Annotated in this window: 23 protein-coding genes, 3 pseudogenes and 1 CRISPR repeat array (1 of these 27 running past the window's edge); of the genes and pseudogenes, 10 read left to right on the top strand and 16 right to left on the bottom strand. The window is 68.3% G+C overall.

Going from position 1 to position 23,441, the window contains the following annotated elements; translation table 11 throughout:
* Window positions 1-529: direct repeats of the CRISPR family, unit length 28 nt; unit sequence GTCTTCCCCGCGCGAGCGGGGGTGGTCC; it reaches 599 nt to the left of the window's first position.
* Between the two features lie 164 nt (window positions 530-693).
* From F4560_RS44095 to F4560_RS04840, 10 genes are all read right to left on the bottom strand, one after another.
* On the bottom strand, window positions 694-918 hold the full coding sequence (locus tag F4560_RS44095; RefSeq protein ID WP_246477731.1) for a site-specific integrase: 225 nt from the start codon (window positions 916-918) through the stop codon (window positions 694-696).
* Window positions 919-1,014: 96 nt separating this feature from the next.
* Entirely contained in the window at window positions 1,015-1,335 is a 321-nt protein-coding gene (locus F4560_RS44090; RefSeq protein ID WP_246477730.1) for a tyrosine-type recombinase/integrase, read from the bottom strand.
* A complete protein-coding gene (locus F4560_RS44085) occupies window positions 1,335-1,652 on the bottom strand; it encodes a phage integrase N-terminal SAM-like domain-containing protein (protein WP_246477729.1) in 318 nt (105 codons plus the stop codon). The genes F4560_RS44090 and F4560_RS44085 overlap by 1 nt, the downstream gene beginning before the upstream one ends.
* A 240-nt stretch (window positions 1,653-1,892) precedes the next feature.
* Window positions 1,893-2,357, bottom strand: coding sequence for an IS3 family transposase (locus F4560_RS04870; RefSeq protein ID WP_184928897.1), 465 nt, complete (start codon window positions 2,355-2,357; stop codon window positions 1,893-1,895).
* 18 nt (window positions 2,358-2,375) lie between these two features.
* Window positions 2,376-3,602 carry an IS110 family RNA-guided transposase gene (locus F4560_RS04865; protein WP_184914420.1) on the bottom strand — a complete coding sequence of 409 codons (1,227 nt, stop codon included), beginning with the start codon at window positions 3,600-3,602 and terminating at the stop codon, window positions 2,376-2,378.
* A 290-nt stretch (window positions 3,603-3,892) separates the two neighbouring features.
* Window positions 3,893-4,312 (bottom strand): IS3 family transposase, encoded by a 420-nt coding sequence (locus F4560_RS04860; RefSeq protein WP_184916804.1) that lies wholly within the window; start codon window positions 4,310-4,312, stop codon window positions 3,893-3,895.
* Entirely contained in the window at window positions 4,309-4,599 is a 291-nt protein-coding gene (locus F4560_RS04855; protein WP_184916801.1) for a transposase, read from the bottom strand. The genes F4560_RS04860 and F4560_RS04855 overlap by 4 nt, the downstream gene beginning before the upstream one ends.
* Before the next feature lie 672 nt (window positions 4,600-5,271).
* Window positions 5,272-7,086: an ATP-dependent nuclease gene (locus F4560_RS04850; protein WP_184916798.1), complete on the bottom strand. Its 1,815-nt coding sequence runs from the start codon at window positions 7,084-7,086 to the stop codon at window positions 5,272-5,274.
* A gap of 653 nt (window positions 7,087-7,739) precedes the next feature.
* Window positions 7,740-8,204 (bottom strand): hypothetical protein, encoded by a 465-nt coding sequence (locus tag F4560_RS04845; RefSeq protein ID WP_184916795.1) that lies wholly within the window; start codon window positions 8,202-8,204, stop codon window positions 7,740-7,742.
* A 1,536-nt stretch (window positions 8,205-9,740) separates the two neighbouring features.
* On the bottom strand, window positions 9,741-10,985 hold the full coding sequence (locus F4560_RS04840; RefSeq protein WP_184916793.1) for a hypothetical protein: 1,245 nt from the start codon (window positions 10,983-10,985) through the stop codon (window positions 9,741-9,743).
* 324 nt (window positions 10,986-11,309) lie between these two features.
* Here F4560_RS04840 and F4560_RS46495 point away from each other — a divergent pair.
* The 9 genes and pseudogenes from F4560_RS46495 to F4560_RS04800 all read left to right on the top strand — a co-directional run.
* Window positions 11,310-11,936: pseudogene (locus F4560_RS46495) on the top strand (serine hydrolase domain-containing protein); the annotation flags it as partial.
* Window positions 11,937-12,063: 127 nt separating this feature from the next.
* Window positions 12,064-12,228: pseudogene (locus F4560_RS46490) on the top strand (serine hydrolase domain-containing protein); the annotation flags it as partial.
* A 274-nt stretch (window positions 12,229-12,502) separates the two neighbouring features.
* The gene (locus F4560_RS04830) at window positions 12,503-12,697 is read left to right on the top strand and encodes a hypothetical protein (protein ID WP_184916788.1); all 195 of its coding nucleotides are present in this window, start codon (window positions 12,503-12,505) and stop codon (window positions 12,695-12,697) included.
* Complete coding sequence (locus tag F4560_RS04825; RefSeq protein ID WP_184916785.1) at window positions 12,694-13,050, top strand: hypothetical protein; 357 nt, start codon at window positions 12,694-12,696, stop codon at window positions 13,048-13,050. The genes F4560_RS04830 and F4560_RS04825 overlap by 4 nt, the downstream gene beginning before the upstream one ends.
* A gap of 7 nt (window positions 13,051-13,057) precedes the next feature.
* Window positions 13,058-13,264, top strand: coding sequence for a hypothetical protein (locus F4560_RS04820; RefSeq protein WP_184916783.1), 207 nt, complete (start codon window positions 13,058-13,060; stop codon window positions 13,262-13,264).
* Between the two features lie 63 nt (window positions 13,265-13,327).
* A pseudogene (locus tag F4560_RS04815) lies at window positions 13,328-13,954 on the top strand (TnsA-like heteromeric transposase endonuclease subunit); the annotation flags it as partial.
* Complete coding sequence (locus F4560_RS04810) at window positions 13,951-14,157, top strand: hypothetical protein (protein WP_184916777.1); 207 nt, start codon at window positions 13,951-13,953, stop codon at window positions 14,155-14,157. The pseudogene F4560_RS04815 and the gene F4560_RS04810, both read left to right, overlap by 4 nt.
* On the top strand, window positions 14,144-14,341 hold the full coding sequence (locus tag F4560_RS04805) for a hypothetical protein (RefSeq protein WP_184916774.1): 198 nt from the start codon (window positions 14,144-14,146) through the stop codon (window positions 14,339-14,341). The genes F4560_RS04810 and F4560_RS04805 overlap by 14 nt, the downstream gene beginning before the upstream one ends.
* Before the next feature lie 560 nt (window positions 14,342-14,901).
* Window positions 14,902-16,386, top strand: a complete 1,485-nt coding sequence (locus F4560_RS04800; RefSeq protein WP_184916771.1) for an ApeA N-terminal domain 1-containing protein — start codon at window positions 14,902-14,904, stop codon at window positions 16,384-16,386.
* A gap of 319 nt (window positions 16,387-16,705) precedes the next feature.
* Here the strand turns inward: F4560_RS04800 and F4560_RS04795 are convergent, their stop codons facing one another.
* The 3 genes from F4560_RS04795 to F4560_RS44080 all read right to left on the bottom strand — a co-directional run bounded on the left by F4560_RS04795 (window position 16,706) and on the right by F4560_RS44080 (window position 18,844).
* Complete coding sequence (locus F4560_RS04795; RefSeq protein ID WP_221483340.1) at window positions 16,706-17,986, bottom strand: tyrosine-type recombinase/integrase; 1,281 nt, start codon at window positions 17,984-17,986, stop codon at window positions 16,706-16,708.
* A 133-nt stretch (window positions 17,987-18,119) separates the two neighbouring features.
* On the bottom strand, window positions 18,120-18,356 hold the full coding sequence (locus tag F4560_RS46810) for a helix-turn-helix domain-containing protein (RefSeq protein WP_512700341.1): 237 nt from the start codon (window positions 18,354-18,356) through the stop codon (window positions 18,120-18,122).
* A 254-nt stretch (window positions 18,357-18,610) separates the two neighbouring features.
* A complete protein-coding gene (locus tag F4560_RS44080) occupies window positions 18,611-18,844 on the bottom strand; it encodes a sugar phosphate isomerase family (RefSeq protein WP_246478112.1) in 234 nt (77 codons plus the stop codon).
* Between the two features lie 820 nt (window positions 18,845-19,664).
* On the opposite strand from F4560_RS44080, the gene F4560_RS04785 reads away from it, so the two are divergent.
* Window positions 19,665-20,111 (top strand): STAS domain-containing protein, encoded by a 447-nt coding sequence (locus F4560_RS04785; RefSeq protein WP_184916768.1) that lies wholly within the window; start codon window positions 19,665-19,667, stop codon window positions 20,109-20,111.
* A gap of 244 nt (window positions 20,112-20,355) precedes the next feature.
* On the opposite strand, the gene F4560_RS04780 is transcribed toward F4560_RS04785, so the two are convergent.
* From F4560_RS04780 to F4560_RS04770, 3 genes are all read right to left on the bottom strand, one after another.
* Window positions 20,356-21,477: a lycopene cyclase family protein gene (locus tag F4560_RS04780; protein WP_184916765.1), complete on the bottom strand. Its 1,122-nt coding sequence runs from the start codon at window positions 21,475-21,477 to the stop codon at window positions 20,356-20,358.
* A 136-nt stretch (window positions 21,478-21,613) separates the two neighbouring features.
* Window positions 21,614-23,011, bottom strand: a complete 1,398-nt coding sequence (locus F4560_RS04775) for an MBL fold metallo-hydrolase RNA specificity domain-containing protein (protein ID WP_184916762.1) — start codon at window positions 23,009-23,011, stop codon at window positions 21,614-21,616.
* 100 nt (window positions 23,012-23,111) lie between these two features.
* Window positions 23,112-23,339, bottom strand: coding sequence for a hypothetical protein (locus F4560_RS04770; RefSeq protein ID WP_221483339.1), 228 nt, complete (start codon window positions 23,337-23,339; stop codon window positions 23,112-23,114).
* Window positions 23,340-23,441: the final 102 nt, after the last annotated feature.

Here is a 23,441-nt window from a genome sequence, read left to right as displayed (position 1 = left end):
GGATCGCTGGCTAGTCTTCCCCACGCGAGCGGGGGTGGTCCAGCATTTCTGAGGGCGGCGGTTTGACTCTGTTCGTCTTCCCCGCGCGAGCGGGGGTGGTCCCCACGCCGGGTCGAAAGCGACCTCGCGCACCGTGTCTGCCCCGCGCGAGCGGGGGTGGTCCCAGCGAAGACCCGCCATCAGGCCCCTTCCGTCTGTCTTCCCCGCGCGAGCGGGGGTGGTCCGGATGACCTGAACGGACCAGTGTTGGATAGTTTGTCTTCCCCGCGCGAGCGGGGGTGGTCCGGCTTCCCGCCTTCCTGGGAGACACCGGACGGGGTCTTCCCCGCGCGAGCGGGGGTGGTCCCAGCTTGCCCTCGGTGATCCCCTGCTCGGCGAGGTCTTCCCCGCGCGAGCGGGGGTGGTCCCGGCGCCAACTTCGCCGTGCTGTCGCTGCGCAAGTCTTCCCCGCGCGAGCGGGGGTGGTCCGTACGGCACCGCGTGGGCTACGCCGTCGTCCAGGTCTTCCCCGCGCGAGCGGGGGTGGTCTGGCGACCGATGCCCGACACGAGCCCGGCGTCACTGTCTTCCCCCGTGTGAGCGGGGGTGGTCCTGTCCGGGAAGGCACCTGGCGCAAGATCATGTCTTCGTCCCGCGCGAGAAGGGCGATCCCCTCGGTGTAGCCGATGTGCCTCATCAACGCGACTCCGAAGCTCAAACATGTTCGCCGATGCCCATCCGGAGTTGAGTCTCCTGGGCTCGCTCGGCCGCCGCGCTGGCTCCGTAGTGGCGCGGCACGTCTTCGGAGGTCCAGCCGAGCAGCAGCATCAGGTCGCCGGTGTCGCCGCCGGCTCGTTTCCATTCGTGGGCGAAGTTGTGCCGCCAGCGGTGGGCGTGGACGCCGGTCACGCCGGCGGCCAAGCCGCGGCGTTTGAGCATGATTTTGATGCCGTTTGGGGCGAATCGGCGGATGCCGCGTTCGGCCAGCCACAGGTCCGGAAGGTCGGCGGCCTGGTGTTTGGTGCGGGCACGGAGCTAGCGGCTCAGGGCACGGGCGGTTTTCGGGCCGAAGCGCACACGGCGGTCCTTATTGCCCTTGCCGTGGTAGTGGACCGAGTCGGTGTCCATGTCCAAGTCGTCGAGGGTGAGGTTGCCGACTTCGGAGAGGCGGGCGCCGGTGTTGTAGTAGAGGCGGATGACGGCCTCGTCGCGGAGCTGGACGAAATCCTTGCCCTTGCACGTGTCCAAAACCCGCTTCGTGTCGTCGTCACGGATGACCGGGATCAGCTTCTTCCGGACCTGCGGTTGCTTCACCCGTTCCATCGGTGAGCGGTCGATGTCCTCCTCGTCGAGCATCAGCCATTGAAGAATTGCTGGAGGCCCTTGTGCTTGTTCAGCGCGGTGGCGCCCGAGCGGGTCTCGATCATCCAGGCCTGGAATGCCTCGATGTGGGCCTTGGTCACCTCGCACGGGTCGTCGGCCGCGTCGTCGGCGTCCGGGTCGGGCGAGTACTCCTCCAGATAGCGGGCCAGCTGGGTGGCGGCCAGAAGGTAGTTGTAGCGGGTGGTCTCCGGGTGACCGGCCGAACGCAAGGTCCGGTCCCAGTCGCCCAGGTAGCCCGTCCAGGTCTTCGACAGGCCGGTGGTGATCTTGGTCAGGTCCAGCAGGGGCATCGCGGAACTCCTCCGAGTCAAGGTATCGCTGAGCGACGTGCTCGACCTCGAAGAACGAACCAAGATCACAAAAAGAGGGCCTTCGCAGTGTCTGACCTGCGAAGACCTCTTGGCCGTCGGGACGACAGGATTTGAACCTGCGACCCCCTGACCCCCAGGAGTGGGGTCGAGGCGTCGAACATTGGGGAACCACGTCGGATCGGTCAAGTGAGGTTGTCCCCGAAGTCCGGACACCGGATTTCATGCCACGAGGGTGAGTCCTCGACGATAGCCGACACGGGCTTCGTGCGGGGTGCGGTAGTCGAGTGTCGAATGTAGACGGTCGTGGTTGTAGTAGCCCAGGTAGGCGAAAACGTCGCGTCGGGCGTCGTCCCGGGTGTTCCAGACGGTGGTGCCGATCTCGGTTTTGAGGGTGGCGAAGAACGATTCCGCGACCGCGTTGTCAAAGCAGGACCCGGTCCGCCCCGCCGACGGTCGGATGCCGTGACCGGCGAGCGTGGAGCGGAACAGTCCGGAGGTGTATTGCGACCCGCGATCGGCGTGGAATATGGCGTCTTCGCTGGTCAGACCACGTTTGACGGCGAGGTCGAGGGCGTCGCGGACGAGGTCGGCGCGCATGTGGTCGGCCATCGCGTGCCCGATGACCTCGCGGTTGTGCAGGTCGATGACCGTGGCCAGGTAGAGCCAGCCCTCCCGGGTGGGCAGGTAGACACCTCACGCGGGTCAGGTGTCAAGTGGGGGTTTGTTTGGTGGTTGTGATTGCGGCCAGGCTGCGTCTTCGCGCCAGGGTTGGTTGTTGGTGTGACACCACCAGAGGCGGCCGAGGAGTTTGTTGGCCAGGTTGCGTAGGGCGGCGTTGTGGCTGTCGCCGGTGGCGCGGCGTTGGTCGTAGTGGGCTCGGGCGCCGGTGGACTTGGTGATCGAGGCGAAGGCCCACCAGTGGCAGGCGTCGCCCAGGCGCCGGTTGCGGATGTGGCGGGCGCGGACCACCGTGGACTTGCCGGAGGCTTTGGTGATCGGTGCGGTTCCGGCGAAGGCACGCAGGTTCTGGGCGGTGGCGAAGCGGGTGGTGTCATCGCCGATCTCGCCGAGCACGCGCGCCGCCAGGATCGGTCCCAGCCCAGGCACCGAGCGCAGTAGTCCGGCGGTCGGGTGCCGGCCGAGTTCGGTCGCCAACGCGGCCTCGAGGTCTGCGATACCGACTTGCATCACGGTCACGACGGCCAGCAGCGCCGCGACGGCGCGACCGTAGCCGGCTTCCACCGGTGACGGTTGCCGCAGGGCCGGCGTCTGCAGCTGTGCGACGATCCGCTCGGCAAGGCCGGGGTCGTTACGACGGCCTGCTCGGCGAAGCAGGGTCGCCATCCGTGTTCGGGTCAGCCTGGCCGCGGCCGTCGGCGTCGGCGCGGCAGCCAGGACGTGCAACGCCGCGTGGTGGGTCAGGATCGGGAAGGCGGTCAGGGCGTTGGGGTAGTACTCGATCAGCAGGGAACGCAGCCGGCTCACCGTCGCCTGTCTGACCCAGATCGCCTCCTGGTGTTGGCGGGCAAGGACTTTGACCGCTCGTCCTGTCTCGCTGGTCGCGGGTAGTAGCCGGTGCAGGTGGCGGTCGGTGCGCAGCACGTTGGCCAGCACTAGGGCGTCACCGCGGTCGGATTTCCCGCCCGCCTGGCCCCACCGTTCCCGATAGCGGGCCACCGCCCGGGGGTTGATCGCGTAGACGTCGAACCCGGCAGCGCGTAGTGCCGCGACGATCAGCACCTTGTCGGTCTCGATCGCGACCGACACGCTGGTCGGGTCGGTCGCGTGCTCGGCGAGCAGTGTCATCAGCTCGGTGAATCCGGTCAGGCCGGTGTCGATGCGTAACTTCGCGATCCGCCGGCCGTCGGCGTCGAGCAAGGCGACGTCGTGGTGTCCCTCAGCCCAATCGATCCCGCAGGTGATCGTCATGTGCCCTTTCGGGGGTCGTGATCGCGGACAGGGTGTGACGAGCCCGAGGGCCTGCGCGGCGACCTAATGGACAGTGCTCGAGGCACGACACCTCACCAGCCGGCTGCAAGCCCAGCGACTGGCAGGGCCACCGTCTACCTAGAGACCTCATGGTCGGTGGAACAGGAGTGGTCACCCGTCAGCGGCTCGACGAGCACACCCTCCCAGACCTCGGGTCGGTGATATCTCAGTGGACACCTGCCAATCGCTCGACCCACAGACGATCCATCGCCGCAGGTCTCACCCACCCATTAGGTGATGTCGCCGACCAGCCGCCTCCCCGGGGTCGGGGCGGTGAAGTCCCGGCCGATCAGGTCCGGCACCGGCGCCGCGACGGCATCGGGCCTGGTCAAAGACCTGCGTCGCCCGCGGGTGAGGCCGACGACCCCGCGCTCGCGCATGACCCGGCCGACCCGCTTGTGATTCACCCGACGGCCACGACGGCGCAGCGCGACGACGATCCGCGGACGCCCGTAGGCACCCCGGTGACCGGCATGGACCTCCCCGATCTCGGCGGCCAGGCCCTCGTCGTCCGCAGCCCGCTTCGCCCTGGTCGGGGCGGCGGCGAGCCATTCGTAGAAGCCGGGGCGCCGCACGCCCAGGACCCTGCACAGCCGGGTGACGCCGAAGACGGCGCGATGCTCGGAGATGAACCGGTAGCTGCGGGTCAACGACCCATCTCCTTGGCAAAATACGCGGCGGCTTTCCGGAGGATGTCCTTCTCCAACTCCAGTTCCGCCACCCGCTTGCGCAGCGCCCGCAGCTCCTCCTGGTCCACCACCGCCGCCGCGTCGGCGGGGGCCGCCTGGGCCTGTTCGGCGGTGCGTACCCAGTTGCGCAGGGTCTCGTGGTTCACGCCCAGCTCGCGGGCGACCTGCCGCAACGGCCGGTCCGACGAGCGGGCCAGCTCGACGGCGTCCCTGCGGAACTGCTCGGGGTACTTCGACTTGCCTGACACGGGGAACATCCTTCCCCAGACCGCTGTCTGGGATCAGGGTGTCCGGTTCAAGGGGACAACCTCAAAGACGGAGTCGGTCGCAGACGTGTTCCCTGGGGCCTCATCGCGGAGTTCAGGGTGTTCAAGGCGCGACACCACTCCCCAGAGGACATTATGTCCAGTCATGACGATCTTGTATGGGTGGACGGCTCGGCCGCAGACCACGCCGGTAAGCAGACGGCGCTTGCACCCGACCATCGCACCGGGACGTATCCCGTACCGACAGGCCAACGAGGCACCTGCCTGGGCTCGGTGCCGCTGACCACGGATCCGTTGCTCGCTGGGCGATATGGAGCGATCGACTCACGCAGGTAGAGCGCACTCCGCATGGCGTCCGCGTCCCTTCGGTGCCCCGCAGGTCAGCCCACCGGTCCCATGGGCGCGGAGCCCGCGAATGTCAGACCGTCGGGGTACAACTACCTGTACGGAAGGGGTGACGTGATGTACGAGAGCAACGATGAACCGGTACCCAACCCCAACGGTTGCCGCTGGTGCGGTGTGGACCGGGAGGAGCATCTCCAGCGCTGGGCGCCGACAGTGAGATGGCACGTATGGGTCGAACCCACCGCCGCCCAGCGCAAGGAACGGATGCTGGAGCGGCGGGCTCGACGCACTCGATCGACGGAGGACTTGTTAGCCAGCTAGTTCCCGCAGGTCGGTGAAGACGTTCCGGAGTTCTTCCGGCACGTCCTCGCGGCGGTCGAGCCGGACCACGACCTCCCACAGCATCGCGGGCTTGCCCGACGGGTGCTGCTTACCGTGCTGCTTCAGCATGTACTCGACTCCGGCGCTGAACTTCTTCTGCCCGCGATGGGCTTTGAAGTGCTCAGGTGTCCAGTCGCCGTCCCGCGGCCACGCCTCGTTCGCGGTCCGCACCCACGTCTCGTCGTCGAACAGCTCCTCCAACTCGTGGACGCCCGACATCTTGCCCAGCATTATGGAGACCTTGTCCCTGTCCTGACCGAAGTGTCGGGTCAGGTTGCTCTGCCTGAAGATCTTGCTGTTCGCCTCGCTGTCGGCGTCGATCATGAGCATCACACTGCGCTTGTGCTTGTGCAGGTAGCTGGCGAGATTGAGGGCGCCGTCGTTGCCACCGCACGCCCACAGCGCGATTCCGGCAGCCTGCAACGACATACCTTCTGACAGCATGAACAGGAGCGGAATCGCCAACTGCTCGGTCTCGCCTTCGACCGCGAGGAAGCACCGCTCGTGCAGCAGAACCGAGTTGCGCAGCCCGACCGCGGCAGCGATCGCACCCAGGTGGCGGTCGAACTCGGTGTGTTCGGCACTGCCCAGGCGCTGCACGACCGTGCGGCGCGCATCGTCCAGCTTGAGCAACACGACGTCACGGATGTCCACACCGTCGATGAGGTTCATGGAGTGAGTGGCGACGACGACGCTGACGTGCTTCGCCGCGCTCTGGCGCCGGATGATCCCCATGACCTCACGCTGGAAGTGGTAGTCCAGATGCGTGTCCGGCTCGTCGTAGGCCACGATGACCTGGACCGGAGGTCCGACTTCCGGATCGACCTCGTCACCGGCATGTTCGACCAGCAACTCGCTGGTCCCCTCCCACACCGCCATGGACACCCGGCGGGCGCTACCGCGCCCGGAGCGGTCGAGGCGCACCTGCTCCCCGGACGCACGCTCCAGTCGCAACGAAGCCGAACGCAACGACGGCGAGAAGCTCACCTCGGCTTCGACGGTGACCGAGGCGATGTCCCCGAAACGCTCCACGATGTGGTCCGCCAGCGGCTTCGCCTGGATACCGAGCCAGTCCCGTGCGGCGGTCTCCAACTCACGAACACGGCCTTGAACGTTCTCCTCGGCCATGTAGGTCTTGAACCGGACCGCCAGCACGGACCGGATCGCGGCCTCAGGGTCGAGGGAGTGGCCCTCGAACTCCGTCAGACGCGGAAGCCGGTCTGCCAACGCCGGAGGCATCCCGCTCCAACCCTGACCGCTGGAGTGCTCACGCGCGTACTCGGCCAACGCGTCCAACAGCACGGGCTTCGTCGGCTTCGACAACCGGATCCCGAACCGAGTGGCCAGGTCCTTGAGGTCGGGCACCAGCTTCCCGTTGAGGTCCCGCAACTCCTCGTCGTCGGGTACCGGTCCCCAGATCTCGTAGCGGGGCGCGAGTTCACCGTCGACCCACCGCCGGATCCGTAAATCTGCGGGCAACCCGAACTTCTCCTGCTCCCAGCCGTCCAGGCGGAAGTCGCCGATGACCTCGGTGTCCGCGCAGCGTCCACCGTCCTCACCGGCGAGATAGGACCTGTCGTCCTCGGTCACGGTATGCGTGCCGAGAAGAAACCCCAGCGCACCGAGCGCTGCGGTCTTACCGCCGTCGTTGGGACCGGCGAGGATCGTCGGACTGCTGATCGGAATGTCCGCAACCTTGGCGAGCGAACGGAAACCGCGCACGGAGTACTTCTGAAGATGCACTAGCCAACCATCCAGGGCAGTTCGTCGTACAGGTCGTTCCCCGACCCATCGCCAGACCCCACGAACTCGGGCGGTGGTGCCAAGACCCTACGAGGCGGACAGGCAGGTCGAGACTCGACACGCCGGATCGGCTTCGCCGCGCAGCTACCGGCACGTCGAGGGCCGATGACAAACCGATCGGCCGCGAATACAGCTTCGCCATTGACTTCGGTGACCGGTAACGCGGTTGTGTCAAGGCGCGCTCGAAGTTTGACGACTTGCGGTGGGCGGCCGACAGCGGTGGGCCTCAACGAGGTTTCGGTGAGCGGCACAGCAGAACCTGGGTGGCGATACCGGCGAGCGTGCCCCTGTGACCGCGTGCCGGACAGGCTAGCCATCTGGCCCGCCCGGCACGCTTCTCACGCTATACGCCAGCTCCCCGTCATAGCCGCGGTGGACGTCTCGGTTCTGACCGACAGGAACCGCCAACCAGAAGCCCCTGGCACCGTGCCCCAGCCGACTGGACGTATCTTGGACAGGGGTCTCCGACTACTTCTTCGCCAGCACCGAATACGCCGCCGCCTTGACCACAGCAGACCCGCGGACACCACCGCCTGTTTGACACTCGCCCAGGTGTGCACGCACTCCGTGATCCAGCCGACCCTCGACCTCAGTCAGACAGGGTCTCGACCGGTGTTGGCGCGCAACTTCCGCTCCCAGTCCCCGGCGTGCTCGATTCCTTCGCGCAACTGGTCGATGTCGGCGTCGGCGACTTTCGCCCGCATCGCCCGGTGCAGGCGGGCGAATACCCGCCTGCGGCTCCCACCCCCCAGCCTGACGATCAGGCCGACGGCATAGTCGAACCGCCGCTGGAGGTTGTGCCGGTCCTGGTGCTCCGACCACTCCGAGTCGTCGGACCACCCGTGGTCGTGGTCGCACCAGCCACCGTAGAAGTCGACCGGCTCCGCACCACACCAGCAAATCGGCTCGTCACACGAGTCGCAGATGCTGTCCGCACTGTCCGAGTCCGAGGTCCCGGCACGAGCCCTGGAGACACATCGGCGACCCGCACAGCGGGCGCGAAGCCGCTCAAACCTCTCCCACGTCTCGATGGCCTCGTCGCACCGCTCGCACCGCATAAAAGGCTCCTCGACCGCGACCCGTCCGCATTCGACACAGACGTAGCCCGGACAGCGACCACAAGCGACCATCGAACCACCATCCCGGCCTCGCTCGTCAGTCAGAGAGAACTCGGACTGGCAAAGGCCCACACAAGGCCGATCACTCGTCGGAGGGATGAGGTGATGGTCAGGCACCACCTTGCACAAAGCAGCCTGCGCCTGCTGATAGGTCTCGCCGGTCTTGGCCATCCGAGCCCGGACAGCCGACTTCGGCACACGTCGAACAGCCACGATCGCTCCCGCTCCGGCAGGTGCCCACGCGCCACCCGCCGCGATACGAGGCAAGGGACGTCCAGAGGTCAGACCTACAAATCCGGGTGCGCGAGAGCCAGCTGGTTCGGATAGCCCGGTGCGCGAATCCGAGACCTTCGCCCTACACCAATGAGCTGCGTGGGTAGCTCAAGTGCGGACCGGCGGGCGCATCCGCCGTACAACACCGGAGTATAGGACAACGCGGCTCCGGTATCCCTGTGCGGTCTGGCGTCGGCGTGGCGCGGCCAGTCCTCGTTCGTGTTGCCCGGCGTCATACACGCCTTGACTTGTACTTCCTCCTCCACGACGACGTTGTACGTGCCGCTCCTGACCGCGTGACCTACCTGCTGCACGAGGACTGGCCGCCACCGGGCCGGACGGACCATGACCGACCGGTCACCCTCGACGGCCGACGACACCCGCAGGGCCGCCCGGTGGAGGCGATATCAGCATCACGATGTTCCTCAGCTTCTAGGACGGCGAAAGCCTGGTCCGTTCCCAACCCTCGGCCTTCCCGAGACGTCGAACTGCCCGCGCTCGCCCAGCGCCCGCGCACCGCACACGTCGCGGCGAGGATCGGCCGCCTGAGCCGACAGTGGTGTGAGCGCTCATCGCACACAACGAAGACACCCCCGGCACCGCCATTGACCGCCGCTACCGCTCGCCGGCGGCCAACCTCAACACCCATCCCTGGCGCGATCTGCCTAATCAGTACTGCGCCGCCCGCCTCCGGGCCGTAGATGTGCAAGGCGGCCGAGTACGGCGACGACGGCCGCCCAGACTGCCTACTCCGGGCGGCACCACCTCATCCAACTCGCCATGCACTGCAACGACCCGCCCGGACAGCAACAGTGGCATCTAGGCGGCGACCCACCTCGACCTGACTCGTTCACTGCTGCACTGCGCCAACCACGGGACCGTCGCCTAATGAGCCGCCTGGCGACGAGCACAGCCGTCGACACCACTGCTTGCTCGCGAATGCTCGACCCACGGCATGAGCACACGACTGCGCTCAACGGCACGAAACCGCAGGTAACAGCACTCAACGGCACCTCTGACAAGCCTCGTACACGAGTGACCACAAACGGAGCCCGCAAGACCAAGTGTGGTCGCCTCGCCGAACGCTCGACCGCCACCTTCCGGCACACCGACGGTGCCTCCGAACCTGCCGATCGTCGCCCCCCGATACGCCGAGCACCCAGTGCAGCGCCGCTGCCGGGGCGCTCGGCGCCGTCTGACGGCTCAGGGGGCGTGCTGCGCGAACACCGCGCGGATCTCCTCCATGTCTGCTGGCTCGTACCCTTGCAGGCCGTCCACGGCGAACATCGTGGTGTCCCACAACCACTCGGGATGCCTGCTGGGCGTGAGCAGCACGCCGACCACACCCTGGCCATCCGCTGCTTCCGAACCGTGCAGGTCGTAGTGGAACAGGTGGACCCGTCCGTGGAACACGCCACGTACGTGCTCTTCGAGTTGCGAGGCGACCATGAACACCATCGGTGTGAACTCGTCGGGGTTGGGGGCGACGAGCCGGGTTTCGGTGCGTACGCCTTCCCCGGTCCACGAACCGATGGCGGACATGAATCCCAACAGCGTCCGGCCGAGTTCGGTGCGCGCGTCGATCGGGAAGCCGTCGATGTCGGCGAGCACCTTGATCCGATCCGCCTCCCGCTCCTCGACAAGAGGTGTGCGGGCGATGTCCTCCATGATGACCCGCAGCAACAGGTGAGCCGCCATGTCATCACGTCCCGCCGGGCTCAGGGGTGCCCGCGCCGTGGACACCGCGGTGCCGAACCCGGCGAGTTTCGGGGCGACGGGGTCGGGTTCCACCTCCCGGTCGGCCAGCGCGAACTCGTGGTAGCGGAGCGGCTCGCCGCCCAGTTCCAGCGGTTCGCCGGCGACGCGATGCAGATAGACCAGTACCGCGCGAGTCGAGTAGAGGTGGTTGAACAGGAACTCCCAGTCCCGCCGCATCAGCACGACCGCGGGTGTGTTCCCCGGTCCCGGTGGCGGTCGGTACCCCTCCGGCACGTCGGGATGGTCGACGATCACGATCGACAGCCACTGGTGCGCGGCTCCGGCGACGTGGATCGACCGTCCCCTGGCGTTGGTCAGGACCGCTGGGGTGTTGGTCAGGCGTCGGACGGTCCCGCTCGCCTGCCCGTATGCCTTGGAGATGTTCTTGGTGAGCCAGGCGGATTCCTTGGCCGCGTCGCCGCTGGGCGCCACCCGGCTTTTGACCTGCAACACCGCAGCACGAGGACCGACGACCACGGTCCCGTCACCCAGCTCCCGCATGCCGGAACCGTTGCGCTGTTGCTTCGGCAGGAACATGAAGTCCGGCATGCCGAACGTCGAAGCGGCGTTGCGGGAGGCGTCCTCGGCCTCGTACCCCTGATCGTCAACCGCGGGCAACGGCGAGGCGTCGGGGATGCGCCGCACAAAGGTGCCGTCGGCCGTCTCCAGCACCAGAGTCAGCTCCGCCATGGCCACCTCCAACCGCACCGCGCCGGTCGGAGCAGCGTAGATGTCCGTGCTGCCGTCGGTGGAATCTCCGACAACCGTATCGGTCAAGTACGACGGAGCGCGGCTGCCAGAGCATTCACCTTGATGGCAACCGCCGCACCCGCATCCATGGTGACCCAAGGTGAACATCTAATACTGCAACGCCACTCAGATGAGTAGGTAGCCGCGTCGTTTGTTGTGGCTGAGTCTGGCTATGCGCCACGGTCACCCCCGACGATCGTCGGGGGTGACCGTGGTCGATCGGCGGATCCGACGCCGACCTGCTGATCCATAGCGTTCTGGCCCATGAGGACGCTCGTGGCCGGGCTGGTGCTGGCCCTGTTCCCCGCCCCCACGCCGGTATCGATCGACACCTATCTGGACCAGGCGCTCGACGCGACCGGGCTGCCCGGCGTCTCGGTCGTCGTCACCCACGGCGACGAGATCGTGCACGCCCCCGGCGCCGGGCGCGACGCGCACGGCGGTGCCGTCACCGGGAACACGCCGATGCGGGTCGCATCGGTCAGCAAGTCGTTCACCGCCGCCGCGGTGATGACGCTCGTGGAGGACGGCCGCGTCGGGCTGGACGACGAGGTGCACGACCTCCTCCCCCAGCTCCCGCCGCGCATCACCGTGCGCCGCCTGCTGAACCAGACCTCCGGCATCTCCGATGCCTCCGTCGACATCGGACAGCTGACCGAGGCACGGACGCTCGCCGAGTACGTCGACCTCCTGCCACCCGTCGACGCCGCCGAGCCGGGCACGCGGTTCGCCTACAGCAACGTCAACTACAACGTCGCCGCCCGGCTGGTCGAGGTGGTCTCCGGTCAGTCCTACGAGGACTACCTGCGCCGGCACGTGTTCGAGCCGCTCGGCATGCACGACAGCCTGGCGGGCGGCGTCGCGCCGAACGGCTTCAACTCGCTCTACGGCATCTGGCTCGACCGGCCGGAGCTGGGCGACGGCCCGGCGGGTCGGCGGCCCGGCGGGTCGGCGGCCCGGCGGGTCGGCGGGTCGGCGGGTCGGCGGGTCGGGCACGGTGATCACGACCGCGCACGACATGGGTCGCTGGCTCGTCGCGCAGAACGGCCACGGACCGTTCGCCACCGAGTCGCTCGACACCATGCACGAGCCGTCCGACGTGCACGATTACGGCATGGGCTGGCAGCCCGACGGCAACGGCATGCTCGTGCACAGCGGCAACCTGTGGACCTACAACGCGATCCAGGCCATCGACCCCGAGTCCGGCTACGGCTACGCCGTGATGACCAACGGCGCCGCGCTCGTCGACGACACCGGCACGATCCTCGACGGGCTGATCGCGCTGAGCCGTGGTGAGACACCGGCGGAGCCCGGCAGCTCACGGCAGCTCGTCGACTGGGTGCTCGCCGCGATCGGGCTTCTGGCCGTCGCGCTCGGTGTGCTCGGGGTGGTGCGGGCACGGGCGCTGGGCGGAAGGCAGGCACGGGCGGCGCCCGTGGCTGACGGTCGCGCGGCTGATGGTCGTGGCGCTGCCGGCGCTGCTGTTCGTGTTCTACCCGCAGGTCGTGTCGTTCATCAGCTCGGGCCGGACGGTGCTGTGGGCGCAGCTCGGGTACTTCGCGCTGCCGCTCAGTGTCACGCCCGCCGCCGCCGCGCTGGCCGGGCTCGCGGTGCTCACGGCACGTGTCGTGCGGCTAGTGTCGGTCCGGTGAGTCTCGGGATCCTCGCCGTCCTCGGCCTGGTCGGCGGGCTGAACATGGACGGCCGCCTGCCGCTGTGGCAGGTGGGCGCGTGGGTGGTGCTGGCGGTGCTCGCGTACCTGCACGGCAGGCACGTCGACGCCCGCTTCGGCTGGCAGATCCTCACCGGGGTCGCGATCGCGGGCACGGCGGCCGTGGCTGTCCTGGACCGCACCGAGGTGACGTCGGTGCTGATCATCCTGGTGATCACGATCGTGCTGCCATGGCTCGCCGGGCGGTACCGGCGGCAGCAGGCGCTGCTGATCGCGGCTGGACGGGATTTCTGGGACTGTGACGTTGAGCGCCACCGATCTACGGGCCGATGATGGTGCGGTGGGCAAGAAGAAGCGGGGACCTCGTGCGGGGCAGGCGAAGCGCCGGACCTTCACCGCGGCGTACAAGCTGGCGATCGTGGAGGAATACGAGAAACTGACCGAGCCCGGTGCGAAGGGTGCGTTGCTGCGGTGGGAAGGGCTGTACCACTCCCACCTGATCGACTGGACCCGAAGCCGCGACGCCGGTGGGCTCGACGCCCCTTGAGACGTTGCTCGGCAACGACGCGCGGTTCGAAGGGGTCGCCAGTCCTGACCGCGGCTCGAGGCGTGTTCGCCGGTGCGGGGGTTCCCTTCGTACAAGGGCCAGCGCCACTACAACGGGCGCTGGTGGACCGCGACGACCGGCGGCCTGGTGGACTACGAGTCGTGGCTGGAGCGCGACCGGCTGATCCTCCTGGACTTCGACCCCGATGTCGTCGGCATCGCCTCGCAGCCGTTCTGGCTGTTCTGGACGACGGCGGAAGGCAAGGCCCGGTCGCACGCCCCGGATTACTTCGCCCGTCGTGCCGACGGGTCCGCGCTGGTGCTCGATGTCCGCGCGGCGGACCGGATCAAGCCACGCGACCGAGTCGCGTTCGACGCAACGCGGAAGGCCTGCGAGGCGTTGGGCTGGGACTATGACGTCGTCGGCAGCCCGCCGCAGACGCTACTGGCGAACGTGCGCTGGTTGACCGGCTACCGCCATCCCCGCCACCACCTCGATGACGTCGCCGCGGCGCTGTGCACGGCGTTCGCCGCCCCGGCCGGGCTGCTGGACGGAGCAGATGAGGTCGGCGATCCGATCGCGGTGCTGCCGGTGCTGTTTCATCTGCTCTGGCGGCGTGAGCTGCACACCGACCTGGACCAACCTCTGCACCCAGAGTCCATCGTGACAGTCGAGGCGGTGGGCTGGTGATCTCAGCCGGGGCGGTTCTGAGGGTCGGCGACCGGGTCGCGTTCGACGGCGACGAGCACTTGGTGGTGGGGCTCGCGGGCTCGACGGTCCGGTTGCGCGCGGACGCCGGCGGGGAGCAGGTGGTGCTGGCCGGGCACCTGATGGCGGCCGCAGACTTCGGGGTCCTCGATGGTCCTCGATGGTCCTGGGTTGCCCGCGGTTGAGCCGTTCGGGTTGCTGGACGCCCTGCCCGCCGAGGTCGTCACCGAGGCTGAACGTTGGCGTGACCACTTGATCGAAGTGCAGACCGGCCTGCCGTCGGGAGCTGGGCCCGGCGCGGTCCCGCGTCCGGGTTACGACCCTCACAGCACGACACTGGCCGAGCACCGGCACCGTTCGCCCCCATGACGTCAAGACGAAGATCAACGAATGGCTGAAGGTCCGCCACGCGATCGCCCACGGGCACGCCACCCTTCCGCAGGTGCAGGTCCTGCAAGCCTTCCGCGAGGCAACGACGCCCCCTGACGACCCGTCACTGCGCTTGGTCGACGTCGAGCAGTGCCTCAGCTTCTTCCGGCACGTCACCCAGGTCACAGGCAAGGCCGTGGCAGCACATCTCCAAGCGAATCCGCCGGCTGCTTGGGCATGATGAAACCGATCCTCACTGCCAGTGCGAGTAGCTCACGTGCCAGCGGCGCATGCGTAGCGACGACCGCGCATCCGAGCGCTTCAAGCCCGGTGAGCACCGACCCGGTCGCGTCGAGGCAGACGAGCGCACCAGCGCGTCCCGAGTGGACGTGGTCTGCCAGCTGCCGACGGCTCTGGCGAAGTTTGCGTGAGGTTGCCGAGCCATAAGATGATCGTCATGGCGTCGCGCCCGGCATAGGTGGGGGCAGTGTGCTGGTCGAGCTCCGGCACAAAGGAACATCTGGCAGCGGGGAAGAAGTAGTCGCTGCAGAGGGAGAACGATGGCCAACGATCCTCTGAATCTCGACGAGTCCGGCGAGTGGGCTGGCCTGTGGTGGCTGCCGGACAACGCTGACGAGCAGGTCCCGGGCGTGCTCCGGTACGACCCCGAGGGTGGCCTCTCGCTCTCGCTGATCGGCGCGTTCGAGGACCGCATCACGACGAACCCCGCTCCGGGGGTGACGATGTACCACGAGGGCACCAGGACCTGGGACGTCATCCACGGCGCGGCCGAGCAGCGCGAGATCAGCCTCCTCGGCTGCGTACCCACGGGCGGGAAGCGGACCATGTTCGCGCAGGTAAACAGCCCCGACAAGCACGTCCTGGCGGCGATGACCGCGATCATCGGTGCGCACGTGAGCGGCGAGGAGGACGCTGCCTTCTCGGCGGCCGAGGTCTCGGTCGAGGACCTCGGACTCTGGGCTGCGTCGTCTGTGTTCACGGGCTTCCATGGCGCTCCCGACGGCAAGATCGACGGGACCGGGAGCATTGCCGTGAAGCCGGTCGAAGCGCGGTCGGTCGTGGTCGACGAGACCGAGTTCCGCCTTAAACACCGGCATACACTGCCGTATTTCGACCAGCGCAAGGGCGAGACCGTGGGGCGCATGCGGGACACGGCGTTCGTGCGAGCCGTCCCGGCGGCCCCGTTCTCCGCGGCCGGGGCGCGGGAGACGGCGCGCCTGGTACAGGATCTGATCACCCTGGCGACGCACCGTGCAGCTGGCGTGATCTGGCTCCGGCTGGAGGTGGCCGGGACCGAGTCAGTCCTGCCGGACGGTCGCCCCGCACCGCGCCGGCACGCCGACGTGCTCTATTCGCCCGCCGCACTCGGCAAGCACGATGCCAAGGCCATCGACGACCGCCGAGTCTTCTTCACCTGCGAGTCGCTCCCGTTCGAGGAGATCGTGCCCCGCTGGTGCGAGACGCGCGGCCGTCTGAAGGCAGCGACCAACATGATCCTTGGGCTGCGCTACGCGCCAGCCCACTTCGTCGAGAACAACCTCCTGACGGCGGTGGGCGCTGCTGAGGTGCTGCACCGCGGCCTTCGCATCGACAAGAAGCCGTTCCCCAAGAAGGAGTTCAAGGAGATGCGCGAGGCGATGCTCGCGCAGGTACCCGAGGAGTTCCGCGCCAGTTTTCGTAGCGCGATCCGCAACGATCCGATCCTGCGGGACAGGCTTCACGCTCTCGCCGCGCGCCCCGACCAGGACGCGATCGCGCTCCTCATGCCGGACGTGGGCCACTGGGCGAGCAGGACAACGCAGGCCCGCAACGACCTTGCGCACGAGGGCAGGACGCCGAACCACCCGGTCGAGGAGCTGATCGCCATCGTTGAGGTGACCACGGCGGTCGTGATCCTCAACGTGCTGCACGAGCTAGGCCTGCCGGCTGGGCGGCAGCGAGAAATCGTGCAGGAGCACCCTCAGCTGAGAGCGACGGCGCGTACCGCAGGCAAGTGGCTGATCGCTCCGAGCGGCGTGGCCTGAGCGTCGCCTTCTGCCACCGTCGACGAACCACGGCTCCTGCACGAGCAGTTCGGACGCGCCATGCGGATTCCGAGAAGCGCGAGTTAAGGACATCCGAGCGATCAAGGCCCCAAGCCCAACGTCACAACAAGATCAAACGGCGATCTGGCGGCGACGCGAACGCGGTGGAACCCGATGGAACTCGACCTAACCGTTGGGAACGACCGACTCTGACCTGCGCCAGTCGAGAAAACGCAGGTCAGAGCCGGACCCCCATATCTTTGACACGGTAGGGGTCACTGGTTCAATCCCAGTATCGTCCACCAGGAATACATGCAGGTCAGACAGCCCGCCGGTGATCTTCACTGGCGGGCTGTTCTGCTGTCGTGGGAGCGAATTGGGAGCAAACGATCTTGGTGTGATCGTCGACACCGTATGTGGTCACCCCGTTCGGACCCGTGGGAGCGGCCATCGAGCGCTTCCATCGACGCTGCATCCCGTCGAGCATCGCGTCCACCATGACCTGGGTCACATGCGAGTAGGTGCCCCGGACCCCTGCCATCCGGTGTCCGAGCCGCTTGCACTGGAGAATCTCCGGCACCGCGTCCTCGATGAGCCAGGTCTTGTGCGTGTGACGTAGGTCATGGAAGTGCAGACCAGGATGGACAGGTGCCCATCCCCGGGTCGGATCGCCGTTGACGAGGGGCAGCCAGACGCGCCGCCGAAAGTTCGACCGGCGCAGCAGCCCTCCGTCCGAACCGGTGAAGACGTGCTCGTGCACCTGGTCGGCCCGGTGCCCGGTGAGCAGGTCCACCAGGAACGGCGGCAGATGCACCCTGCGGACACCGGCCTTCGACTTCGGCGGACCCAGCTCCACACGGCCGCCCACCTCGTGCAGCGCGCCCTTGTCCGGGTCGATCGTGATCACACCGCGGGCCAGGTCGACCCGACCCCATCGCAGCCCGGCCAGCTCACCCCACCGCAGCCCCGTGTACGCCGCCGTGACCACCAACACGGCGTCCGCGGGCGAACACCGCCGCGCCATCACCCGCACCTGCCACGGCGAAGCATGAGGCCGCTCGTCGTGATCACCGGTGTTCACCCGCAACCGCCGACACGGGTTCGCCCCGATCAACCCCTCGTCGACCGCCTCGCCCAGCAACATCGACAACAGCGTCACGACATCGCCCACGGTCCGCTCGGCCAACGACCGCCGCAGCGTCTTGACCCACCCCTTCACCGCGATCCGCGAAATCTCCTTCAACGGCACGTCACCGAACCGCGGCAACACGTGATTGCGCAGGTGCGAGTCGTACTTCGCCCACGTCGTCGCGCTCACGTCGTGCGCGTCCGCCCACACCGGCACCCACTCCCCCAGCGGCATGCCGCCCACGGAGGGGTCCACGAACGTCCCCCGACGCTGATCCGACTCGATGTCCCTCGCCCGGTCGACCGCCACCGAACGATCGGTGAACCCGGTCTCCGAACCCAACGTGCCGTCCGGCAACCGGAACCGCACCCGGAAACCCGAACCGTGCTTCTCCACCCACGCCATACCCACGACTCCCTCGTCAACGACGACACCACGCCCGAACAGGCGCAGCAGGTATGGACGCTCCATAAAGGACAGATGTCAACCCGTATGTGGTCACCACACCCATCCGAAGCCGAGTGTCCCTCGATCACCGAACGGACACCACCTCCACTACAGAACACAGCACGACAAGCCTTCCGCAACGCGACCCGTCGGTTCGCTACAGCCTTGACCGGGACCGCCGACCACGAGCGGGACGCGACCCTCCGGCGACGATCGCACGCAGGTCCTCGGCCGAGAACCGAAGATGCTTCCCGACGAACGTGCACGGAACCTCACGACGACCCGCCTTGCGGCGAAGCCACGACTCCCGCACCGCCAACAACTCCGCCGCACGCGCCGGCGTGAACAACAACGACTCCCCACCGCCGGCAACGGGCTCCACGCCCGTCCCCATGTCGACACCCCTGTCCGAACCCACCATCGTTCCTCCGCGGAAGTTCAGTGCGCTCGCCACCGATGAGCGCGTCTACCCCTGAACTCCGCAAAAGGACGCCGCAGGGGACACTCGGCATCGCACTCACCGAACACTTCAGCCAAACGGGCTACACATCACCGACGTCTTCTTCGTGGTGGAGACGACCGCTCGTGACCTGATCAACGGGTGCGAGCACGCAGCCCTTCAGCACAGCTCGAAGGGGAGTGTCCACTTCAGGCCGGTGGCCGCAGCGGGAAACCGAGATCGAGGCCCGCTTCGGTGAGTTCGTCGCGGACGCGGGGGTGGGGGTGGGCGACGTGGTCGATCGCCTGTTCACCGGCGTCGTGGCCCGAGACGGTCGCGGCGCCCTGTTCGCTGACGAGGTAGCTGTCCTGGAAGGAGGTGACCGGACCGGCCAGGCGGGCACCACGGTGGACATGTCGGCTTTGGGGGTGCCAGGAGGGCAGGGCGACGACCGCCCAGCCGCCCGGTGAGTGCCAGGGCGACGACCACCAAGTCGGTCTGCCCGCCGGAACCCGGAGTAGATGATCCCGTGCGCCCGGTCGGCGTTGGCCTGGGCGTACAGGTCGACCTGCAGCGCGCTGTTGCGGATTCGGTTTTGGTCCGGGTAGCGCCGCCGCGCCCGCGCAGCACCACGCCTGACTCGGACAGACCTGTTGACCGGACTACGGGGCTGCGGAGATCTCCGGTTCCTCGCCGGGCGCCGGGCGGCGGACCCTCTCCACCACGGTGACCCGCACGCTGAGCCGCGCGTCTCCGTGAACGGCCCGGTTGGGCGGTCGCGACGTGCTCTCGGGGTGGTCGCGGACCGGCGGTCACGGTCGGACATGACGGGAAGCCGGTCGACCGTCGCAGATCGTTTGGACGTCTGCATGCCGGGGTATCGCCCGAGGGTGAATTACGACCTTGAGCAACCAGGGTCGCACCTGGGGGATCAACCGACGATGCCTGATCCGACCGAAGTGCGCTCGTCGGTCCACCACGCCGTGACCAGGCTGCGCGGCCAACTGGTGGTCATCCGCAACGAGCTACCCGGCGTGAGTTGGAGATCCGATCCGCCCGGATGAGCGGGACCACCGTGCGGTGCAACCGACCGGAGTCCGGCGGCCGATACCGGCCACCGGGGCGGATCCGACACACCGACGTCGCTCCGGCAGCACAGCGCGCAGCATCCATCGCGCTGTCGTGGATCGGAGGTGATTCACCGCCTGGCGGCACCAGGCGGCTCGTCGTGAATTCTTCGCTGGTGTGGTTGGGGTGACGGGTGTGGACTCCGGGACGAACGTGTGGACGCGGGTCGAGACGCTGCCGGCCAGGCGGGCGGTGGTGGTGCGGGTGTGGGGCGAGGTCGACCACCTCACGATCGAGTCGGTCCGTTCGGCGATCGACCGGGGTTTCGCCGTGGCGGCCGTGTCACACGCCGCCCCGTCCCCTGCCGCCGGTCCCTCGGTGGTCGCACCAATCGAGGTGCTGGTGCTGGACCTGGCACAGGTGACGTTCTTCGGGTCGCTGGGACTGGTCACGTTGCTGCAGGCCCGCGAACAGGCGATCGGCCGCGGGATACGGCTGGTCGTCGTGATCCCGCCCGGACATCCGATCAGGCGGCTCACGCGGATGACCGAGGTCGACCGGGACCTGGAGCTTGCCGCATCGGTTGACCAGGCACTCGCCATCCCGCCTGTCGGCCGCCACCACAAGCCCGACCCCGGCTGACCCGTCGGATCCCGAAGCAGCCCTTCCCCTCCGACGCCGCTGATCAACGACCGTTCGGTCGCCGACCGGGCGTTGTACCGGCGGCACCGGCCAGCCGGTGGGCTCCTGCCTGTCGGGACGTTCGTCCTCCCTTCGTCGCCACGTCGATGTCTGCCGTCTCCCGCGCGGGGTCGCATCGGTGACCGCGGAGCCGATGGCCGGCGCGGCCCGGACGCCCGCCCGTCGAAGCCGATCACCCTGTCCGTCAACGTCCGGCCAGCGCCACGATGAACGCCCCGGCTTCGGACATGGTCGCGAAGAGCGAAACCTCGTCCGGTACCGCGGTCCCCTCATCGAGGAACCGCAGCGCCGGCTCGGCGGTGGCGTGCCGGAACAGCACCGAGAACGCGCGTTCCATCGTGGACGGGTCGCGGATGACGAGGTCGAGGAGTGCTCCGTCGTAGAGCCTGAATCGCGGTGGTGGGGTCGGGATGTCGAACGGATGGCCGTGCCGGCGCAGTGAGCGGGCGATGGCCGCGCTGTCGGCTTGGACGCGCTCGTAGCCGTACCCGGGCGAAGCCTTGACCATCCCCGCTTGCGTCCCGATGGTCAGCGCGTTGCCATACCGGCGTGGCGCCGGCGCGGCGGTGAGCGGCAGAGTGGCCGCTTCCTCCGACTCGATCTCGAAGCCCCGCGCGTCGAGCACTTCCCGCACGTACTCCCCCAGCGCCTCCTGCTGACGGGGCGTGTCCGCGTACCCGTCCGGGGGGACGAAGGACGTGTGCTCGACCAGTCCGTGGTGCCGGTCGACGGGGAGGACGTACATGAAGCTCGCGCCGCCGAGTTGTCGGGTGCGGAAGTCGAACAGGGTCGGGAGGTCGGGCACGAACACCGGCTGCTCTGTGCGCACGTGCCACCCGCGAAACGCCAGTCGGGCGTCGGCCCGAGGGTGCCGCGGGTGCCCCAGCGCGCTGTCGAGGACCCACCTCGCGGGCAGGTCCTCGCCGTCGACCACGACGTTGCCGCCGTGGATGGCCTCGACGTGTCCGCGTCGGAACGTGACGGTCGTGCCGACCAGTCGGCGGATCACCGCGTGCAGGTCGTGTCCGCGGACGACGCGGTAGCGGTAGGCACCGAGCCCGAGCACCCGCGACCGGCCACCCACGTGTACCGCGATCCGGTCGTAGCTCCTCGTCACCGCATCGTCCAAGAGTCCTGGGTGATCGCTCCACGACGACCACGTCATCGTGTCGAGGTCGCGACTCCCGTCATCGACCAGGGTCACCGGGACCGGGATTCGGGCTGCCGCTATGTGGGCGACAACGCTCAACCCGCTCAACCCGGCTCCGGCGACGAGTATCGGCTCGTCTCCGACTTGATGGTGCATGTGTCCACCTCGTCCTGCGCGGTGCCGTGGGCATCGGAATTCGGTCGAGTCGGACGCATGGCGGTTCATGTCTCCGTCGTGCGTCCCGGCGGTGCGTTCAGGAGCTGCTGCTCCTCCGGTCCGTGCCACGGCGCGGTCAGATCAGGACGCGCTCGCCGTCGCGAGGCACGACCGCGTTCCAACCGTGCTCAGTGGCCAGTCGAGCGGCCAGGATCGCCGACGACTCGGGTTCGCCGTGGACGAGGTAGGTGGTGCCGGGTTCGGGTCCGCCGGCCGCCCAGGCGAGCAGTTCGTCGGCGTCGGCGTGGGCGCTGAACGCGTCGAGGACCTGGACCTCGGCCTTGACCGGCACGTACCGGCCGTGGATCTTGATCTCGCGGGCGCCAGTGGCCAGTTGCCTGGCCCTGGTGCCCGCGGCGGCGTAGCCGACGACCAGGACGGTGTGGCGGGGGTCGGGCAGCATCTGCTTGAGGTGGTGCAGCACGCGTCCGCCGGTGGCCATGCCGGACGCGGAGATGACGATCGACGGCTGGTGGGGGTTGTTGACTTCCATCGACTGCGTGGCGGTGTGCAGCTCGGCCAGGCGGCCGGGGTCGAACGGGTCTTCGAGGGTGTGCAGCAGCTCCGGCCGGACCTCCGGCCAGGACTTGGCGACGGCCTGGCGGTAGACGCGCAGCGAGGCGAGCGCCATCGGGCTGTCCACGAACACGGGCAGGTCGGGGATGGCGCCGGCGCGCGTGAGCTTGGCAAGCTCGATGAGGACGACCTCCGTGCGGTCGACGGCGAAGGCCGGGATCAGCACGCTGCCCCCGCGCGCGGCGGTGCGGCGGATCGTGTCGGCCAGCAGCGCGGTGGCGCGTTCGTCGTCGTGCGCGCGGTCGCCGTAGGTCGACTCGACCAGCAACGCGTCGCACTCTGGGCGCGGCTGTGGTGGCAGAAGGACGCGGTGGTGCTGCCTGCCGAGGTCGCCGCTGACGACCGCGGTGCGGCCCTCGAAGTCCAGGTGCGCCCATGACGAGCCGAGGATGTGCCCGGCTCGCCCGAGCTCCAGGTCGACGCCGTGGGCGATGCGCAGGGACGTGCCGTGGTCGACGCGGTGGAACAGCCGGATGGCCGCGGCGGCGTCGTCGGTGTCGTAGAGCGGCAACGCCGGCTTGTGCTTGGTCCAGCCGCCCTCGTTGGCCTGTCGGGCGTCCTCGACCATGAGGTGGGCGCTGTCGGCGAGCACGATCGCGGCGAGGTCGGCGGTGCCCTCGGTGGTGTAGACGGGTCCGCACCAGCCGTTGCGCACGAGGACCGGCAAGTAGCCGCAGTGGTCGAGGTGGGCGTGGGTCAAGACAACCGCGTCGAGGCGGTCGAGCTCGAGCCGGGGCGGCTGCCAGTTGCGCCGGCGCAACGGCGCAAGTCCCTGGAACAGGCCGCAGTCGACCAGCACCCCGGACGAACCGGTGTCGAACAGGAACTTGCTGCCGGTCACGGTGCCGGTGGCGCCGAGAAAGGTCAGCGAGGTCGGCTCGGCGGCGCGCTTGGCCATCGCAACTCCCCTGGTTGGTCGATCGTGGGACACCCACCGTCGCGCGTCCGCGGGACGCCCCACAGCGGCGGTCGGCCCGGTTCTGCGGGGACTTTGGGCCCTACGCCGTCAGCTGGTGGAGGACGGCCGCGCCGGTGGTGGTGAGCACCGCCGTCGAGCCCGCCGACCGGACGAGGCCGCCGAGCACGAGGTCGTTGGTGGCTGTGAAGTCGCACCACAGCCCGTCGACCGCCAGGTTCGGCCGCAGGCCTCCCACGAGTTGTCCCCTGCCCTGCGCGACCGCCTTCAGCATCGCCTTGTGCCTTGATGTGTAATCCACGTCACTCATCTCCTCTCTGCTGTCCAGGCTCCGCTTGCGGCGGGCGCACGGGCAGTTTCGAAGGAGCTCGACGGGACAGGACGTTCGGACGCGGTGGTGCGGGACTTGGGG

Origin of the sequence: Saccharothrix ecbatanensis (assembly GCF_014205015.1) — a bacterium.
Classification (GTDB): domain Bacteria; phylum Actinomycetota; class Actinomycetes; order Mycobacteriales; family Pseudonocardiaceae; genus Actinosynnema; species Actinosynnema ecbatanense.
Note: the sequence above shows the minus strand (reverse complement) of the source record. Positions and strands in the feature narration are given on the sequence as shown.